Here is a 17,709-nt window from a genome sequence, read left to right as displayed (position 1 = left end):
CGTCAGAAATCCTTGCAAAGGCGCAGCGCGTCGTAGATCGCGCCGTGAATGTTGTGCATGGAAATGCAGTCGCCGACGCGGAACAGCAGGAAGCGGCCGTTGCCGAGTTCTTCGCTGAGCGACGGTTGCGGCTCGGACGCGAAGAGCTTGTGCACGTCCACCTGGCCGCGATTCACCGATTCGGGCTTGAGCGCCCAGTAGAGCTGGTCGTTCGGCGTGCTGCCGTTCTCGATCACCACCTGATCGACCGCGCGCTCTTCCTGCTCTTCGGTGTACTCGTTGCGGATCACGGCGATCTTCTTGCCGTCTTCCTCGTAGACCTTGTCGAGCCAGTAGTTCGGCGTATGAATCACGCCTTGCGCGTAGAGGCGTCGGTAGAAGATCGGGAACGTGGTGCCGCCGACGTCATCGGCGACCTTCACGTCAGGCGTCACGATCTCGACGTTCGAGCCGCGGCTCGACATGAAATCCGCCACGCCCGCACCGGCGTGCGTGCTGACGCCGTCATACACCAGCACGTTCTTGCCCGGCTCGACCTTGCCCGACAGCACGTCCCATGAACTGACCGCGAGCCCCTCTTCGACACCCCACGCCGCGACTTGCGACGTGAACGACGAGCCGCCCGTGGCCAGCACGACGATGTCCGGTTTCTCGGCCATGATGGTTTTTTCGTCGGCGGCAACCCCGAGGCGGCGATCGACGCCGAGGCGCTTCGTCTCCATATCGAACCAGCGCACAATGCCTGCCATCTGCTCGCGTTGAGGCGCTTTCGCGGCCAGCATGATCTGGCCGCCCACGTAGTCGTTCTTCTCGAACAGCACCACGTCGTGACCGCGCGATTTCGCCACGCGCGCCGCTTCCAGTCCGGCCGGACCCGCGCCGACCACGACCACCTTGCGCTTCGGACCGCGCGTCTTCGCGATTACGTGCGGCATGGTTTCTTCGCGCGAGGTCGCCGCGTTCTGCACGCACAGCACATCGAGCCCGTTGTACTGGCGGTCGATGCAATAGTTCGCGCCGACGCATTGCTTGATTTCGTCCTCGCGGCCATCGCGAATCTTGATGACCATATGCGGATCGGCGATCTGCGCGCGCGTCATGCCGACCAGATCGACCATGCCGCTCGCCAGCAGGCGCTCGGCCTGCCCCGCGTCGCGAATACTTTGCGCGTGCATCACCGGCAGCTTCACGACCGACTTGATCCCCGCCGCGAGATGCACGAACGGTTCGGGCGGCAGCGCCATCGGCGGCATGCAGTTCGCCAGCGTGTTGTGCGTATCCGCGCCGGAACCGATCACACCGAGGTAATCGATCAGGCCGGTTTCGCTCATCGCCTGAGCGATTTCTTTCAGTTGTTCGTGATCGAGACCGTCTTCATGGAACTCGTCGCCGCACATGCGCAGACCGACGCAGAAATCGGCGCCTACCGCTTCGCGCACGGCCTTCAACACTTCGGTGCCGAAACGCAGACGGTTCTCGAGCGAGCCGCCCCATTCGTCGGTGCGGAAATTCGTGCGCGGACTCCAGAACTGATCGATCAGATGCTGGTGGGCCGCCGAAATCTCGATGCCGTCCATCCCCGCGTCCTTCACGCGCTTCGCGGCGGCGGCAAAGTCCGAGATGATGCGGCGAATCTCTTCGACTTCAATGATCTTCGCGTTGCCGCGATGCACCGGCTCGCGCACGCCGGAGGGCGACATCAGATGCGGCCAGTGCTCACCGTGAAAGGCCGACCGGCGGCCCATATGCGTGGCCTGGATCATGATCTTCGCGCCATGCCGGTGCATTGCTTCGGCCAGCCGCGCGAGCGGATCGACGATCTTGTCGGTCGAGAGATTCACCGATTTCCACCAGCCTTGCGGGCTGTCGATCGACACCGGGCTTGAGCCGCCGCACACGGCGAGGCCGACGCCGCCCTTGGCCTTCTCTTCGTAATAGCGGATATAACGGTCGCCGGGCAGACCACCCGGCTCCGCATACACCTCCGCGTGCGCGGTGCTGACAATGCGGTTGCGCAAGGTCAGCTGGTTCAGCGTGAGAGGCTTGAAAAGGTTCGGGTAACGCATCGAGATCGACCTCGGAATAGAGTGCTGTGTACGGCCTGGCGCGCGTTGCGCTTACGACGCGAGCGGCGACACTTCGAACACGCAGTAATCGTGGCCTTCGGCCGCGCAGCGCGCTTCCTGCGAATGGGACGGCGGACCCTTGCGCTGTCCAGCCGGCGCGGTATCGTTCACCCAGTCCATCGCGCCCGCGAACCAGCCCGCGAACATGTAGCAAAGCTTGCCTTCCTTGCCCGGTTGCGCGAGCACGAACGACGAGTGGTGCAATTCGATGCGGGCCCGCGAGCTGGACGGATCGGCTTCCGTGATCGTGAAGAGTCCCCAGCCGCGTTGCGACAGGCGGTTCAGGTAATGTTCGAATACGGCCATGCCGGCAATACCGTGCTGTTTTGCTTCCTTGTCGCACCAGAAATAGGCGGACTTGTAGCCGGCCTTATAGAGAATCTCGGCATACGCGTCGCGGCCGAGTGCTTCCTCGACGGCCGTGTGATTGTTCGTGAAGAAATGACGCGGCACGTACAGCATCGGCAGCGCATCGGTGGTCCAGACGCCGGTGTTCGGATCGACGTCGATAGGCAGTTGGGGTTGCATGTGGGGGCTCCGTTTTTATGGGTTCAGGTTCGGTGAATGAAGAATCAGACCTTCCAGACTTCGCCGAACACCCGCACCCAGTTTTCACCCATGATCTTTTTGATGCGGGTTTCGCTCCAGCCGGCGCGCTCCATCGCGGCCGTCAGGTTCGGAAACTCGCCGATCGTGCGAATGCCTTCTGGGTTCACCACCTTGCCGAAGTTCGTCAACTGGCGATAACGGCCCTTGTCGTGCGTGATCCAGTCGAAGAACTCGGTGCTATAGCCTTGCGTAAAGTCCGTGCCGATACCGACCTGGTCTTCCCCGATCAGATTCACCACGTATTCGATTGCTTCGATATAGTCGTCGACGGTCGCGTCCGAGCCGCGCTTCAGGAACGGGGCGAACATCGTCACGCCGACGAAGCCGCCCGCATCGGCGATCTCTTTCAGTTGCTCGTCGCTCTTGTTGCGCGGATGTTCTTTCAATCCCGATGGGCAGCAATGCGAGTAGCACACCGGCTTTTTCGACGCTGCGATCGCCTCGGAGGACGTCTTGCCGCCCACATGCGAGAGATCGACCATGATGCCGACGCGGTTCATCTCCTGAATCACCTCGCGGCCATAGCCCGACAATCCGCCGTCACGTTCATAGCAACCCGTGCCGACCAGGTTCTGCGTGTTGTAGCAAAGCTGGACCACGTTCACGCCAAGGTCCTTGAAGGCCTCGATATAGCCGAGGTTGTCTTCGAACGCATGCGCGTTCTGAAAACCGAAAATGATGCCGGTCTTGTTCTCTTTCTTCGCGCGCAGGATGTCGTCGGTCGTGCGCACGAGCGTCAGGATCTCGCCGAACTCGCGAATCTGCTGCTTCATCTCGGCAATGTTGTCGACGGTCTTCTGGAAGCTTTCCCAGACCGACACCGTACAGTTCACCGCGGTCACGCCGCCCTTGCGCATGTCTTCGAACACCGAGCGCTCGAACTTCGAAATGTTCAGACCGTCGATGATGATGCTGTTGTCGTGCAAAGTGCTCATCGTTTGCTCCAGGCGTGCTTAGTAGATGGGAAAGCGTTCGCACAGCGCGAAAATCTCGCGGCGCACGCGTTGTTCGGTGGCGGCGTGGCCTTCCGGGTGGTCTCGCAGCGCGTCGAACACCTCGACGATCAGCCGCCCGACTTCGCGGAACTCGCTCACGCCGAAGCCGCGCGTCGTGGCCGCCGGCGTGCCGAGGCGAACGCCGGAGGTGACCGTCGGCTTCTCGCTGTCGAAAGGAATGCCGTTCTTGTTGCAGGTGATGCCCGCGCGTTCCAGCGCCTGCTCGACCTGATTGCCCTTGAGGCCCTTCGGACGAAGATCGACCAGCAGCAGATGGTTATCGGTGCCGCCCGTCACCAGATCGACGCCGCCCGCCTTCAGCACTTCGCCCAGCGCCTGGGCATTCGCAAGCACGTTGTCGATGTAGGTCTTGAAGCCCGGTTGCAGCGCCTCGCCGAACGCCACCGCCTTGCCGGCGATCACATGCATCAGCGGGCCGCCTTGCAGGCCGGGGAACACAGCCGAGTTGATCTTTTTGGCGATGTCTTCGTCATTCGTCAGTACAAAGCCGCCGCGCGGACCGCGCAACGTCTTGTGCGTGGTCGACGTGACGACGTGTGCGTGCTCGACCGGATTCTGGTGACGCCCGGCCGCGATCACCCCGGCGATGTGCGCCATATCCACCATCAGCTTCGCGCCCACGCCGTCGGCGATCGCACGCAGCCGGGCGAAATCCAGCGCGCGCGGATAAGCCGAGAAGCCGGCGATCAGCAGCGCCGGTTTATGCTGCTGCGCGAGTTCCTCGATCTGCTCGTAATCGATCAGCATCGTGTCGCGATTCACGCCGTACTGGACCGCGTTGAACCACTTGCCCGACATCGCCGGCTTGGCGCCGTGAGTCAGGTGACCGCCGGCATCGAGCGACATGCCGAGGACCGTGTCCCCCGGCTTCACCAGCGCGAGCATCACGGCGCCGTTAGCCTGAGCGCCCGAATGCGGCTGCACGTTAGCGAATTTCGCGTTGAACAGTTGCTTGATCCGGTCGAGCGCCAGCGTTTCGATCACGTCGGCGTATTCACAACCCCCGTAGTAGCGCTTGCCCGGATACCCTTCCGCGTACTTGTTGGTGAGCACCGAACCCTGTGCTTCGAGCACCGCGCGCGACACGATGTTTTCCGACGCGATCAATTCGACTTGCGACTGCTGGCGCTCCAGCTCTTTCAAAATGGCGCCGCGCACCGCCGCATCACGCGTGGCAAGCGATTCTTCGAAGAAAGGATTCGGGTTCGACATGGTAGGTCCGTGAGGAGGTTGGCGATGGGCCGCAAGCGGCTGCCGGGCGGGCTAACAAGCCCTGCTGCCACCGCTCTGCATTGGGTCTATTCTTGACGTTAGCCCCGCGCGCCAATTTACGAATTCAGACGCGTTCTTTGCCTTTTCCGCCATTCGCGTCCTTTTTCGACAAGTCGCGATGAGGGGTTTCGAACGGTCGTTAGCGATTCGCGTTTTTGCTGCACTGCAACTGATCGTCGTGCGCGCTTCGGGTGCGCAGGCAGGCCCTGACGGCTCCGTTCTGGTGCCGTTTGTTTAGCTATCCCTCTTTATTGACAAGCAACTGAGGGTTTAGCCTGATGGCACGTTAGTTGCGCCCGTCCTCAAAATTGCAGCAGTCGCTGCTCCCCACGGCGACGCGATATTACAGATTCGAAGGAATCATTTCCCCCATGTCCACCGATCGCACGGCGTCGTTGTCGCACTTTGCATTCATGCCGGTGCCGAACTTCACGATGATCGCGTTTACCAACGCGATCGAAGTTCTCCGCATGGCGAACTACCTGACAGGGCAAACGCTTTACCGCTGGTCGATCGTGAGCCCCACCGGCGGCCCGGTGACGGCGAGCAACGGCCTCGCGGTCGATACCGGACCGGTCGAATGCGTCGGTCAACCGGATATCGTATTCGTGGTTGGCGGGATCGACGTGCAGCGCGCGACCACCGCCGAGCATCTGATCGCACTGCGCCGCTTCGCCCGCATGGGCAGCGTGCTCGGCAGCCTGTGCACCGGCACTTATGCGCTGGCGCGTGCCGGCTTGCTGGCCGGTTATGCGTGTGCGATTCACTGGGAGAACATGTCGGCGCTCAAGGAGGAGTTTCCCGACACGCGCTTTCTGAAAGAACTGTTCGTAATCGATCGCGATCGCGTGACGTGCACGGGCGGTGTCGCGCCGCTCGACATGATGCTCAACCTGATCGCGCCGCGCGTCGGTACGGCACGGGTCACGCAGATCGCCGAGCAGTTCATCGTCGAACATGTACGCGATACGAGCGCGCAACAGAAAATGCCGCTGGTGGCGCGGCTCGGTTCGGCCAACAAGTCGCTCTTCGAAGTGATCGCGCTGATGGAGAACAACATCGAAGAACCGCTTTCGCGCGAAGAACTCGCACGGCTCGCCGGCATGTCGCAACGGCAATTGCAGCGCCTGTTCCGCGAGCATCTGGGCATGACGCCCACGCATTACTATCTGACGCTGCGCCTGCGGCGCGCCCGTGAATTGCTGCTGCAGACCGACATGTCGATCATGCATATCACGATGGCTTGCGGCTTCCAGTCGGCTTGCCACTTCTCGAAGAGCTATCGCGACGCGTTCGGCACCGCGCCGACGCGCGAACGGCGCAAGCAGGCCCCCTCCCTCGCCGCCGCGCCTGTCATGGCGGCGTGATTCCCGGCCGGCGTTTCGGTTAAAGGCGGCACGGCTGGCCAGACGTACGCGCCAGACGCGTATCGCCGTCGTTGTGCATGCGTTGAAGAACAAACAACGCATGCACCGCGATGCCGACGTCAGGCCGCTTTCAACAGCCCATGCGGGTCGATCACAAACTTCTTCGGCGCACCGCCATCGAATTGCCGGTAACCGTCCGGGGCCTGGTCGAGCGAAACGACCGTCACGTTGACGATATCCGCAATCGGCAAGCGGTCCCACAAGATTGCCTGCATCAGATTGTGGTTGTACTTCATCACCGGTGTCTGCCCCGTGTGGAACGAGTGCGACTTGGCCCAGCCGAGACCGAAGCGGATGCTCAGGCTGCCTTTGCGCGCAGCGGCGTCGGTGGCGCCCGGATCGTCCGTCACGTAAAGACCCGGAATCCCGATCGCACCCGCGGCCCGGGTGATTTCCATCAGCGAATTGAGCACGGTAGCCGGCGCTTCCTCATGCGAACCGCTGCTGCCGTGACCGTGTGCCTCGAAGCCGACGCAGTCCACCGCGCAGTCCACTTCCGGCTTGCCGAGAATCTGTTCGATCTGCTCGCCGAGCGTAGCGTCCTTCGACAGGTCGATGGTCTGGAAACCCATCTTGCGAGCGTGCGCGAGCCGCGCCTCGTTCATATCGCCAACGATCGTGCAGGCTGCGCCCAGCAAACGCGCGGAAGCGGCCGCCGCCATGCCCACCGGTCCGGCACCCGCAATGTAGACGGTCGCGCCAGGCTTCACGCCTGCCATCACCGCGCCGTGATAGCCAGTCGGCAGAATGTCGGACAGGCACGTCAGATCGCGGATTTTCGACATCGCTTGCGCGTAGTCGGGGAATTTCAGCAGATTGAAGTCCGCGTACGGCACCAGCACGTACTCGGCCTGGCCGCCGATCCAGCCGCCCATGTCGACGTAGCCGTAAGCCCCGCCGGCCCGTGACGGATTCACGTTGAGGCACACGCCGGTATGCTGCGCCTTGCAGGTCGGGCAGCGTCCGCAAGCCACATTGAAGGGCACCGACACCAGATCGCCGACCTTCAAGGTTTCGACGTCGCGGCCCACCTCGATCACCTCGCCGGTGATCTCGTGACCGAGCACGAGGCCGATTTCGGCCGTCGTGCGGCCGCGCACCATGTGCTGATCGGAACCGCAAATATTCGTGCTGACCACTTTCAGGATCACCCCATGGCCGATCGACCGGCCACGCGGATCGACCATCTTCGGAAAGTCGATCGATTGCACTTCCACCTTGCCCTGCCCTAGATACACGACGCCGCGATTGCTGCTCATTTGCCTGTCTCCATGTTCTGTGAGCGGCGCGCCCGCTTCGATGTGGCGCGCCGTTCAACGAGCGTAGCGCCCGCTGAAACAAAGGACACGCACCGAACGCGACACGGGTTTGGCTGGAACCGACACGCCGGGCGCAACCCGTGTGCGCGCTGATGCAACCCGTTTTTTATTGATTGACCGTTCAATATAAAAAAACTAACATGCGCCATCGAACACTTGGGCGGCCTGCCTGCGCCCGCCGCCTCCAGCACCATGCCCAAACTCGGAATGCGCGAAATCCGCCGCGCTCAACTGATCGACGCCACCCTGCTGACAATCGACCAAACCGGTCTGGCCGGCGCCACGCTTGCGTCGGTGGCGCAGCGCGCGAGCATTTCCACCGGCATCGTCAGCCACTATTTCGGCGACAAGGACGGCTTGCTCGAAGCCACCATGCGTCATGTGCTGCGCGATCTGTGGCAAGCCACCTCGAGGCGGCGCAGTGCGGCAAAGGCGGATCCCCGCTCGAAACTGCGCGCGGTCGTCGCGGCGAATTTCGACGCCGAACAGACCAGCGGCCCGGTCATGAAAACCTGGCTCGCGTTCTGGTCCGAGAGCATGCACAAGCCGCAGTTGCGGCGGCTTCAATACGTGAACACCCGGCGCCTGAATTCGAACCTGTGCGCGGATTTTTCCAAAGCGTTGCCCCGTCCGGCGGCGCGCCGCGCGGCGAGCGGCCTCGCGGCACTGATCGACGGGCTATGGCTGCGCGGTGCGTTGTCAGGCGAGCCCTTCGATACCAAGGCCGCGCTGCGCGTGGCAAACGACTACATCGATCTGCTGCTGGAAGCACGCAATTAGCACGCGTCCAGAGCGGCGGCATTTTCAGAAAAAGGAGCAAGTCATGGCGGTATTCGCAACGCAACGTCTTTACATAGGCGGCGCCTACGTCGACGCGACCGGCGGCGAAACTTTCGATACGGTCGACCCCGCCACCGGCGAAACGCTCGCGACAGTGCAACAGGCCTCGGCAGCGGACGTCGATCGCGCGGTGCAAGCCGCACGTGCCGGTCAACGCGAATGGGCCGCACTCACGGCAATGCAGCGTTCGCGCATTCTGCGCCGCGCGGTCGAGCTTCTGCGTGAACGCAACGACGAACTCGCCTTGCTTGAAACTCGCGACACCGGCAAGGCGATCGCGGAGACCCTGGCGGTCGACATCGTCACCGGCGCGGACGTGATCGAGTACTACGCGGGGCTGGCCACCGCGATCGAAGGGCAGCAGATTCCGTTGCGACCGTCGTCGTTTGTTTATACGCGGCGTGAACCGTTGGGCGTATGCGCCGGCATCGGCGCGTGGAATTACCCGATCCAGATCGCGTGCTGGAAGTCGGCGCCGGCGCTCGCGGCCGGTAACGCGATGATCTTCAAGCCAAGTGAAATCACGCCGCTGTCGGCTCTGAAACTCGCCGAGATTTATACCGAAGCCGGGGTACCGGCCGGCGTCTTCAACGTCGTACAAGGCGACGGACGTGTGGGTGCCATGCTCGCCGCGCACTCCGACATCGAAAAGATCTCGTTCACCGGCGGCGTTGAAACAGGCAAGAAAGTGATGTCACTGGCAGGCGCCTCGTCGCTCAAAGAAGTGACGATGGAGCTGGGCGGCAAATCCCCCCTGCTCGTCTTCGACGACGCCAACCTGGAACGCGCCGCTGACATCGCGATGAGCGCCAACTTTTTCAGCTCCGGTCAGGTGTGTACCAACGGCACACGTGTCTTCGTGCAGCGCAGCGTGCTGGAACGGTTCGAAGCGTTGGTGCTGGAGCGCGTCAAGCGGATTCGCGTCGGCGCACCCACGGACGCCGATACCAACTTCGGTCCGCTGGTCAGCGCCGCGCAATTGCAGAAAGTGCTCGGCTACATCGAAAGCGGTGTACAGGAAGGCGCGCGGTTGATCGCCGGCGGCAAGCGGCTCACACAAGGCCATTTCGGCAACGGCCAGTATGTCGAGCCGACGGTTTTCACCGGCTGCCATGACGAGATGCGGATCGTGCGTGAAGAAATTTTCGGCCCGGTCATGAGCATCCTCGTTTTCGACGACGAAGACGAGGCGATCTCGCGAGCGAACAACACCGCCTATGGTCTTGCCGCGGGCGTCGTCACCGAGAACCTGGCGCGCGCGCATCGCGTGATTCATCGTCTCGAAGCGGGTATCTGCTGGATCAATACGTGGGGCGAGTCGCCGGCGGAAATGCCGGTGGGCGGCTACAAACAGTCGGGCGTGGGCCGTGAGAACGGCATCACCACGCTCGAACACTACACACGCATCAAGTCCGTGCAGGTCGAACTCGGCCCGTATCAACCGGTGTTCTGAGGAGAAGTGGCGATGGCTTCGAACGAATACGACTACATCATTGTCGGCGCGGGGTCGGCGGGCAACGTGCTCGCCTCGCGCCTGACCGAAGACGCGGACGTGACCGTGCTGCTGCTCGAAGCAGGCGGCCCCGACTACCGCTTCGATTTTCGCACGCAGATGCCCGCGGCCCTCGCCTACCCGTTGCAAGGGCGGCGCTATAACTGGGCGTACGAAACCGATCCCGAGCCGCATATGAACAACCGGCGCATGGAATGCGGGCGCGGCAAGGGGCTCGGCGGTTCGTCGCTGATCAACGGCATGTGCTATATCCGCGGCAATGCGCTCGATTACGACAACTGGGCAGCACGTCCCGGACTGGAAAACTGGACCTATCTGGATTGCCTGCCGTATTTCCGCAAAGCCGAGACACGCGATGTCGGCGCAAACGCGTATCACGGCGGCGACGGCCCGGTCTATGTAACGACCAGCAAGCCCGGCAACAATCCGCTGTTCGCCGCGATGGTCGAGGCCGGGGTGCAGGCGGGTTTCCCGCGTACCGACGACCTCAACGGCTATCAGCAGGAGGGCTTCGGTCCGATGGATCGCACGGTTACGGCGAATGGCAGACGCGCCAGCACCGCGCGCGGCTATCTGGATCGTGCGAAGGCGCGTCCCAATCTGACCATCGTGACGCATGCCATGACCGATCGCGTGCTGTTCTCGGGCAAGCGTGCGATTGGCGTGGCGTATCTGCATCATGGCAATGCCGTCACTGCGCACGCGCGCCGCGAAGTGCTGGTATGCAGCGGCGCTATCGCCTCGCCGCAATTGCTGCAGCGCTCAGGCGTTGGCCGCTCGACGTGGTTGCGCGAACTCGACGTGCCGCTGGTGCACGATCTGCCGGGTGTCGGCGAAAATCTGCAAGATCATCTGGAGATGTACATTCAGTACGAATGCAAGGAACCGGTCTCGCTATATCCCGCGTTGCAATGGTGGAATCAGCCCGCCATCGGACTTGAATGGATGCTTAACGGCACAGGGATCGGTGCGAGCAACCAGTTCGAAGCGGGCGGCTTTATCCGTACCCGCGACGACGATCTGTGGCCGAACATCCAGTATCACTTCCTGCCTGTGGCGATCAACTACAACGGTTCGAACGCCATCAAGATGCACGGCTTCCAGGCGCACGTCGGTTCGATGCGCTCGCCGAGCCGTGGCCGCGTGAAGCTCAAATCACGTGATCCTGCCGCGCATCCGAGCATTCTGTTCAATTACATGGCCGATCCGCTCGACTGGCGTGAATTCCGCGACGGCATCCGCATTACGCGCGACATCATGCGGCAGCCGGCGCTCGATCGTTATCGCGGCCGCGAGCTGAATCCGGGCGCGGACTTGACCACCGACGAGCAACTCGACACGTTTGTGCGGATGCGGGCGGAGACGGCTTTTCATCCGTCGTGCTCGTGCAAGATGGGTTACGACGATATGGCCGTGGTGGATGGCGAGGGCCGCGTGCACGGTATGGAAGCGCTGCGCGTCGTCGACGCGTCGATCATGCCGCAGATCACAACCGGCAATCTGAACGCGCCGACGATCATGCTGGCGGAGAAGATCGCCGACCGGATTCGCGGGCGGGACGCGCTGGCGCGGGTGGAGACGCCGTACTTCGTAGCCCGCGGCGTGGCGTCGAGAAAACGCGAAGCGGCGGCGGTTTAGTCCCCGCCAGGACAATCACTCGCGCGCAGGACTCAACACCCCCTGCGCGTCCGCCTCTACAGCTTCGGACACCAGCGTCTCCAGGGCCAGCCCACGCGTCTCGATGCCCATGATCCACACCGCCGCAGCGGCGACCACAAAGCACATCGCGCCAAGCGAGAATACGCCACCTTGCCCGAACATCGGCAGCACCACGCCGACTACATAAGGGCCGATCAGCGACCCCACGCGTCCAATCGCCGATGCAAAGCCCGAGCCTGTCGCCCGCGCTCCCGTGCCATAAAGCTCCGGCGTATAGGTGTACAGGACCGCCCACATCGCAAACATAAAGAACTGCATCGCCAGTCCGGCACAGATAAGCAAGGTCGGCGTTTGCGCATGCAGCGCGGTTTGTCCATAGACATAGGCCATCACCGCGCTGCCGGCCAGCGACGCGATACAGGTCGGCTTGCGGCCCCAGCGTTCGACCAGCCACGCCGCGCAGATAAACCCGGGAATCCCGCCGAGCGAAATCAGCACCGTATACAGCACCGACTTCGTCACCGCAAAGCCCGCTTGCTGCATCAACGCGCCGAGCCACGAAGTCAGCCCGTAAAAACCGAGCAATGCGAAAAACCACAGCGTCCACACCATGATCGTGCGACGCCGGTAGGCCGCGCTCCAGATCTCGCGAAACGCGCTCGTGCCCTTCGCGGCCGGCGGTTCCTGCAACATCACCGGGGCGCGCAACTGGCTCAGGCCGGCCGCTTTCATAACCTTTGCTTCGACCTCGGCGAGGATCTTGTCCGCTTCGGCGAGGCGCCCCCGATGTTCCAGCCAGCGCGGCGATTCCGGCACGACGCGGCGCACGATCAGCACGAATACCGCGGGAATCGCCAGCAAGGCGAACTCCGTGCGCCAACCGAACGCCGGCAACACGAAATACGACACCACGCCCGCCGTGATGAAACCAAGCGGCCAGAAGCCATCCATCAGCGCGATCAGCCGACCGCGCGACGTTGCCGGCACGAACTCGGACAACAGCGTCTGCGCAATGGGAAACTCCATGCCCATACCGAAACCCAGCAGCACGCGATAGAAAATCAGCGCTTCGACGCTCTGCGCGGTCGAGCACAGATATGACGCCAGGCCCCACAGCACCATGCTCCACTGGAACACCGGACGCCGCCCGAAGCGATCCGCCAGCAATCCGGCGACAGCCGCGCCGATTACCATGCCGAAGAAGCTCGCACTCGCAACCAGCCCCGTCGTCGCACTCGACAAATGGAATTCGCTTTTGATCGAACCGAGCACGAAAGTCATCGTGCCGAGATCGACGGAGTCGAAAAAGAATGCGATCGCGATGATGATGAAGATGGTCCGGTGGTATCCGGAGAACGGCAGTCGCTCGAGTCTGGCGGCTGCGCTCGCGCGAGGCTGAAAAGCGGTAGACATGTCATCCCCTCGTTGATGCGGCAGTTGCCGCGTGGACGTTCCGATCAGTGCATTTTCAGTAGACGCCGACATAATTCGGCCACATAGAAGAAATACGTCATCGGGATGGAACGGGGGCGTCGTTCGCTTTATGCGGGGGTTCAATGCCTGGGTTCAATGCGTGCGTTCAGCCACGCGGGCGCAGGCGCGCGTTTGGCCGAGCGGGCGCAGGCGCGCCGCTTACGACCGAAGCCGCGCCCTCGCTGCGGCGGCAATGCGCGCGAGCACGTCCGCGCTCAGGCGGGCGGCGATTTTCTCGACGTATTCGTGATGCCGCGACTGCAGCGGCGCACCCAATTGCTGCGCGAGGAGATAACGGATCAAGGCGATGCGCCGGTGCCGCAACTCGATGCTCTGATCGAGCAGCGCGAGTGCGGCATGGGCATCGCCCTGTTGACACGCGCGCTCGGTGAGACGCGCGGTGGCTAGACGTGTCGACGTCATGTCAGTCGGTGGCCGGAAGAGCCGCGAACGGTGCCATAAGAAGACCCCGTTCGCCGCCTGTCACGACATGAGCGGCTCAGCCGCGTCGAGCATCATCTTGACGAAATAGTCCGCGAAGCTGCGGCGCACAACGATGTCGAAGCTGTCGGCGCCGGTGGGCAAAAGCGTCATCGATGCCTTGAAATAGTGGCTCTGCGCGCACTGTCCGACACCGAACAGTTTCGGGTGCAGATCGAGCGGACAACCGCGCGCCAGCACTTCACGCGAACGCGTGCCGCTGATTTCGAGCACCGTATAGCCGCTGCCGATATCCACCGCCGACGCGAACACGCCCGCGAATGCCGCGCCGAGCTTCGCGAGCAAAGGCGCGGGACGGGTCGCGTCGTGCGCCGTCGCCGACCGCACCAGCCACTCGTCCGGGCCGAGCCACAGCATGTCGTAGCCATTGCCGCGCGCCAGGGTGTTCGCCTTCTCGGGCGGCCGGCAGCCGAGCACGCTTTCCACCGCGCTCACGAACGCCGCGTCGCGCGTATCGCCGCGCACATTCACCAGTTCCAGAAACGGCCGCTCGTTCAGGCGAAACGCAGCCGACGCCGTTGCCTGATGCTTCTTCAGCAGCGCATCCACCCCCACCAGCGGCGACTCCTGCCACACGCCCGTTTGCTCGCCGACGGCGCGGTTCACCGCCGCCACCGTCCCTCTTGTTTCATTCCACATGTTGACGTGCTCCTTCGCTGTCGTAGAACACCGAGCTGGTGATTCTTGCTGCAATCTGCTTGCCGCTCGCGAGCGGAATCGTGACCGTTTCGCCAATCTTGTCGAGACCGCCCTTCACCACGGCCATGGCAATCGAGCGCTTCAGAATCGGGCTGTAGTAGCTCGACGTGACGTGGCCGAGCATCGGCGCGGTATCGCCCTGGAACGGACCGGCGACGATCTGCGAGCCTTCGGGGATCACAAACGAGGGATCGTCCGGAAGCAGCCCGACCAGTTGCTTGCGCCCCGCCTTCGCGGTGTCCGTCCGCGTCAACGAACGCTTGCCGAGAAAGTCTTTCGACTTCGCGACCAGCCCACCCATCCCCACGTCATACGGCGTCATCGAACCGTCCGTATCCTGGCCCACGATGATGTAGCCCTTCTCCGCACGCAGCACGTGCATGGTTTCCGTGCCATACGGCGTGATGTCGAACTCCGCGCCGGCGGCCATCAGCGCTTCCCACACCGCGCGGCCCACGTTCGCGGGGACGTTCACTTCGTAAGCCAGCTCGCCGGAGAAACTGATCCGCATGACGCGCGACGCCGCACCCGCCACGGTACCTTCGCGATAGCTCATGAACGGAAAGGCCGCGTTCGCGAAGTCGATGTCCTGACACACCTTCTGCAAGACCTTGCGGCTGTTCGGACCGACCACGGCAAACGTCGCCCAGTGGTCCGTTACGGAAGCGAGCCGCACGCGCATGTCCGGCCACTCGGTTTGCAGCCAGCGTTCGAGCCACGTGAGCACGCGTGCCGCGCCGCCGGTGGTGGTGGTCATCATGTAGTGCTGGTCGGCGAGTCGCACGGTCACGCCGTCGTCGAAAATCATGCCGTTTTCGTCGAGCATCAGACCATAACGGCACTTGCCGACCTCCAGCTTGCTCCACGGATTCGTATAGACCCAGTTCAGCAATTTCGCCGAATCGGGCCCCTGAATGTCGATCTTGCCGAGCGTCGAAGCGTCGAGAATCCCCACGCTCGTGCGTACCGCCAGCGATTCGCGCGCCACGGCGGCATGCATGTCCTCACCCGGTTTCGGGAAGTACCACGGGCGCTTCCAGTTGCCGACGTCCTCGAACGCCGCACCGTTCTCCACGTGCCATTCGTGCACTGCCGTTTTGCGTACCGGATCGAGAAACTCGCCCAGCTCGCGGCCGGCAAATGTGCCGAACGTCACCGGCGTGTAGTTGGGACGGAACGTTGTCGTGCCGGTTTCGGGAATCGTCTTGCCGAGCGCCTGCGCGAGAATCGCCATGCCGTTGATATTGCCGAGCTTGCCCTGATCGGTGCCGAAGCCCATGGCCGTATAACGCTTCACGTGTTCGACCGATTCGAAGCCTTCGCGCGCAGCCAGAAAAATATCGGCTGCCGACACATCGTTCTGAAAATCGACGAACTGCTTCGGTCCGCGCGTTGCGAGCTCGCGGCCGCCGACGAGCCACAGCGGTTGCATCTTCGCTTCGGTAATCTCGGCGATCTGCAACGGATTCGGCCGCGCAACGATATGACCCGCCGCCCGCGCCGCCTCGACACCCGCGTCGACGGCAAAGCGGATGCCCTGTGCCAGCGTAAAGTCGCCCGCGCATGCACCGACGCTCGTCTCCGCCTGCATCGCCTTGCCCGGCACGAAGCAGGCCTTGTCGTCATGCCAGTGCGCCTTGCCGCCGGACTGGGCGAACAGGTGCAGCACCGGGCTCCAGCCACCGGACATCGCCAGCAGATCGCAAGGCAGGTCGCCCTGCTTCGCGCCTACCTGTCCGTTCGAATACGACGCCACCTCGACCGAGGCGACCCGCAGCTTGCCGTGCGCCGCGGTCACGGCCACACCGTTCATCACCTTGACGCCGTAGCGGCGCGCGAGCGCAGGCAATGAACCCTTCGATTCACCCGGGCGCGGATCGACGACCGTCACCTGAGCGCCGGCTGATTTCAGATCGAGCGCGCATTGATAACCGTCGTCGTTGTTCGTGAACACGACGGCATTGCGGCCCGGCAGTACCGCATAGCGATGCAGGTACGTCGACACCGCCGAGGCCAGCATCACGCCCGGCAGATCGTTGTTGCCGAACACGATCGGCCGCTCATGCGCGCCCGTCGCCAGAATCACGCGTTTCGCGCGAATCTTCCACATCAGTTCGCGCGTGCCCTTTCTCTGCGACACCGGCAGATGTTCCGTGAGCCGCTGCGTGACGGTGATGAGGTTATGGTCCTGGTAACCGAACGCCGTGCTGCGGCACAGAATCTTCACGTCGGGCATCTGCCGCAGTTCGTCTTCGATCTTGTGGACCCATTGCAGCGCCGGCTTGCCGTCGATCTCCGCGCGGCACGACAGCAGCGAGCCGCCAAGCTCCGGCTGATCGTCGACGAGCGTCACGCGCGCGCCGGACAATGCCGCCGCATGCGCGGCCGCCAGACCCGTCGGGCCGCCGCCGACCACCAGCACGTCGCAATGCGCAAAGCACTTGTCGTATCGATCCGCATCGGTTTGCTCGGGCGCCTTGCCGAGGCCGGCCGCATCGCGGATCACCTCTTCGTATTTCGGCCAGAATTTGCGCGGCCACATGAAGGTCTTGTAGTAGAAGCCCGCCGGAATGAAGCGAGCGAACTTCTGGTTGATCGCCATGCGGTCTTTCTCGATGCTCGGCTTCGCGTTCACGCTGGTCGCGACGAGTCCCTGATACAGCTCCACTTCGGTCGCGCGCGCGTTCGGCACCGTGTAAGCACCGGTTTCGAGCTGCACGATCGCATTCGGCTCTTCCACACCCGCCGTCACGATGCCGCGCGGCCGGTGATACTTCCAGCTGCGCGCCACGAAGTGTTCACCGTTCGCGAGCAGCGCGGAGGCGAGCGTGTCGCCCTGATAGCCCTGGTATTTGCGCCCGTTGAACGTGAAGTTCAGGACGATCGCGCGGTTGATACGGCCGCCGCTGGGGAGTCGGTCTTTCTGGCTCATGGTGCCTTACCCTCGTTTGTCTTGCCTTGTGCGTTTGCCTCATTGGCGTCCAGCGTGAGCAGCGGACGCTCGAAGGTCTCATAGCCCTGAATCTCGTAGCTCACCGTGTCGCGCTGCGCCTTGAACCAGCGGCGGCATCCTTGCGTGTGCATCCATTGCTCGCGATGCACGCCGCGCGGGTTCTTGCGCATGAACAGGTAGTCGCCCCATTCCTTGTCGGTGAGTTTTTCCGTATCGAGCGGACGGGCGATATCCGCTTCGCCGCCGCAGGAAAATTCGGTTTCGGCGCGCGGCCCGCACCATGGGCATTCGATCAGCAGCAT

General features: G+C 63.0%; 14 protein-coding genes. 4 read left to right on the top strand and 10 right to left on the bottom strand.

Going from position 1 to position 17,709, the window contains the following annotated elements:
- Window positions 1–2: 2 nt before the first annotated feature.
- Genes AC57B6_RS19585 through AC57B6_RS19570 form a run of 4 tightly spaced genes read right to left on the bottom strand, consistent with a single transcriptional unit; the run spans window position 3 to window position 4,963 of the window.
- Window positions 3–2,066 carry an NADH:flavin oxidoreductase gene (locus AC57B6_RS19585; protein ID WP_028194441.1) on the bottom strand — a complete coding sequence of 688 codons (2,064 nt, stop codon included), beginning with the start codon at window positions 2,064–2,066 and terminating at the stop codon, window positions 3–5.
- Window positions 2,067–2,117: 51 nt separating this feature from the next.
- Window positions 2,118–2,654 carry a DUF5943 domain-containing protein gene (locus AC57B6_RS19580; protein WP_028194440.1) on the bottom strand — a complete coding sequence of 179 codons (537 nt, stop codon included), beginning with the start codon at window positions 2,652–2,654 and terminating at the stop codon, window positions 2,118–2,120.
- A gap of 44 nt (window positions 2,655–2,698) precedes the next feature.
- The gene (locus tag AC57B6_RS19575) at window positions 2,699–3,670 is read right to left on the bottom strand and encodes a dipeptidase (protein ID WP_496421935.1); all 972 of its coding nucleotides are present in this window, start codon (window positions 3,668–3,670) and stop codon (window positions 2,699–2,701) included.
- Window positions 3,671–3,688: 18 nt separating this feature from the next.
- Window positions 3,689–4,963: a serine hydroxymethyltransferase gene (locus tag AC57B6_RS19570; protein WP_028194438.1), complete on the bottom strand. Its 1,275-nt coding sequence runs from the start codon at window positions 4,961–4,963 to the stop codon at window positions 3,689–3,691.
- A gap of 431 nt (window positions 4,964–5,394) precedes the next feature.
- Here AC57B6_RS19570 and AC57B6_RS19565 point away from each other — a divergent pair, with 431 nt between their 5' ends.
- Window positions 5,395–6,390, top strand: coding sequence for a GlxA family transcriptional regulator (locus tag AC57B6_RS19565; RefSeq protein WP_030100598.1), 996 nt, complete (start codon window positions 5,395–5,397; stop codon window positions 6,388–6,390).
- Window positions 6,391–6,509: 119 nt separating this feature from the next.
- Here AC57B6_RS19565 and fdhA read toward each other — a convergent pair whose 3' ends face one another.
- Complete coding sequence (gene fdhA / locus AC57B6_RS19560; RefSeq protein WP_178370032.1) at window positions 6,510–7,709, bottom strand: formaldehyde dehydrogenase, glutathione-independent; 1,200 nt, start codon at window positions 7,707–7,709, stop codon at window positions 6,510–6,512.
- A 252-nt stretch (window positions 7,710–7,961) separates the two neighbouring features.
- On the opposite strand from fdhA, the gene betI reads away from it, so the two are divergent.
- The 3 genes from betI to betA are packed head-to-tail and all read left to right on the top strand — an operon-like array spanning window position 7,962 to window position 11,760.
- Window positions 7,962–8,549, top strand: a complete 588-nt coding sequence (gene betI, locus AC57B6_RS19555) for a transcriptional regulator BetI (RefSeq protein WP_028194435.1) — start codon at window positions 7,962–7,964, stop codon at window positions 8,547–8,549.
- Window positions 8,550–8,592: 43 nt separating this feature from the next.
- Window positions 8,593–10,062 (top strand): betaine-aldehyde dehydrogenase, encoded by a 1,470-nt coding sequence (gene betB / locus AC57B6_RS19550; RefSeq protein ID WP_496421934.1) that lies wholly within the window; start codon window positions 8,593–8,595, stop codon window positions 10,060–10,062.
- A gap of 12 nt (window positions 10,063–10,074) precedes the next feature.
- A complete protein-coding gene (gene betA, locus AC57B6_RS19545) occupies window positions 10,075–11,760 on the top strand; it encodes a choline dehydrogenase (protein ID WP_028194433.1) in 1,686 nt (561 codons plus the stop codon).
- A gap of 15 nt (window positions 11,761–11,775) precedes the next feature.
- Here the strand turns inward: betA and AC57B6_RS19540 are convergent, their stop codons facing one another.
- From AC57B6_RS19540 to AC57B6_RS19520, 5 genes are all read right to left on the bottom strand, one after another.
- Complete coding sequence (locus AC57B6_RS19540) at window positions 11,776–13,194, bottom strand: MFS transporter (protein ID WP_496421933.1); 1,419 nt, start codon at window positions 13,192–13,194, stop codon at window positions 11,776–11,778.
- Window positions 13,195–13,413: 219 nt separating this feature from the next.
- Entirely contained in the window at window positions 13,414–13,677 is a 264-nt protein-coding gene (locus AC57B6_RS19535) for an SET domain-containing protein (protein WP_081832928.1), read from the bottom strand.
- A gap of 60 nt (window positions 13,678–13,737) precedes the next feature.
- Window positions 13,738–14,394, bottom strand: a complete 657-nt coding sequence (locus AC57B6_RS19530) for a sarcosine oxidase subunit gamma (protein WP_028194430.1) — start codon at window positions 14,392–14,394, stop codon at window positions 13,738–13,740.
- On the bottom strand, window positions 14,384–17,386 hold the full coding sequence (locus tag AC57B6_RS19525) for a sarcosine oxidase subunit alpha family protein (RefSeq protein ID WP_178370037.1): 3,003 nt from the start codon (window positions 17,384–17,386) through the stop codon (window positions 14,384–14,386). The genes AC57B6_RS19530 and AC57B6_RS19525 overlap by 11 nt, the downstream gene beginning before the upstream one ends.
- Complete coding sequence (locus AC57B6_RS19520) at window positions 17,383–17,709, bottom strand: sarcosine oxidase subunit delta (RefSeq protein ID WP_028194428.1); 327 nt, start codon at window positions 17,707–17,709, stop codon at window positions 17,383–17,385. The genes AC57B6_RS19525 and AC57B6_RS19520 overlap by 4 nt, the downstream gene beginning before the upstream one ends.

The sequence above is a fragment of the Paraburkholderia sp. BGA-UO-ETr-F12 genome (assembly GCF_059567945.1).
Note: the sequence above shows the minus strand (reverse complement) of the source record. Positions and strands in the feature narration are given on the sequence as shown.

What these genes read in the sequence shown, in the direction of transcription:
- AC57B6_RS19535 (WP_081832928.1), bottom strand. Translation starts at nt 13,677, where the DNA reads ATGACGTCGACACGTCTAGCCACCGCGCGTCTCACCGAGCGCGCGTGT.
- AC57B6_RS19530 (WP_028194430.1), bottom strand. Translation starts at nt 14,394, where the DNA reads ATGTGGAATGAAACAAGAGGGACGGTGGCGGCGGTGAACCGCGCCGTC.
- betA (WP_028194433.1), top strand. Translation starts at nt 10,075, where the DNA reads ATGGCTTCGAACGAATACGACTACATCATTGTCGGCGCGGGGTCGGCG.
- AC57B6_RS19585 (WP_028194441.1), bottom strand. Translation starts at nt 2,066, where the DNA reads ATGCGTTACCCGAACCTTTTCAAGCCTCTCACGCTGAACCAGCTGACC.
- betI (WP_028194435.1), top strand. Translation starts at nt 7,962, where the DNA reads ATGCCCAAACTCGGAATGCGCGAAATCCGCCGCGCTCAACTGATCGAC.
- AC57B6_RS19575 (WP_496421935.1), bottom strand. Translation starts at nt 3,670, where the DNA reads ATGAGCACTTTGCACGACAACAGCATCATCATCGACGGTCTGAACATT.
- fdhA (WP_178370032.1), bottom strand. Translation starts at nt 7,709, where the DNA reads ATGAGCAGCAATCGCGGCGTCGTGTATCTAGGGCAGGGCAAGGTGGAA.
- betB (WP_496421934.1), top strand. Translation starts at nt 8,593, where the DNA reads ATGGCGGTATTCGCAACGCAACGTCTTTACATAGGCGGCGCCTACGTC.
- AC57B6_RS19525 (WP_178370037.1), bottom strand. Translation starts at nt 17,386, where the DNA reads ATGAGCCAGAAAGACCGACTCCCCAGCGGCGGCCGTATCAACCGCGCG.
- AC57B6_RS19520 (WP_028194428.1), bottom strand. Translation starts at nt 17,709, where the DNA reads ATGCTGCTGATCGAATGCCCATGGTGCGGGCCGCGCGCCGAAACCGAA.
- AC57B6_RS19570 (WP_028194438.1), bottom strand. Translation starts at nt 4,963, where the DNA reads ATGTCGAACCCGAATCCTTTCTTCGAAGAATCGCTTGCCACGCGTGAT.
- AC57B6_RS19580 (WP_028194440.1), bottom strand. Translation starts at nt 2,654, where the DNA reads ATGCAACCCCAACTGCCTATCGACGTCGATCCGAACACCGGCGTCTGG.
- AC57B6_RS19565 (WP_030100598.1), top strand. Translation starts at nt 5,395, where the DNA reads ATGTCCACCGATCGCACGGCGTCGTTGTCGCACTTTGCATTCATGCCG.
- AC57B6_RS19540 (WP_496421933.1), bottom strand. Translation starts at nt 13,194, where the DNA reads ATGTCTACCGCTTTTCAGCCTCGCGCGAGCGCAGCCGCCAGACTCGAG.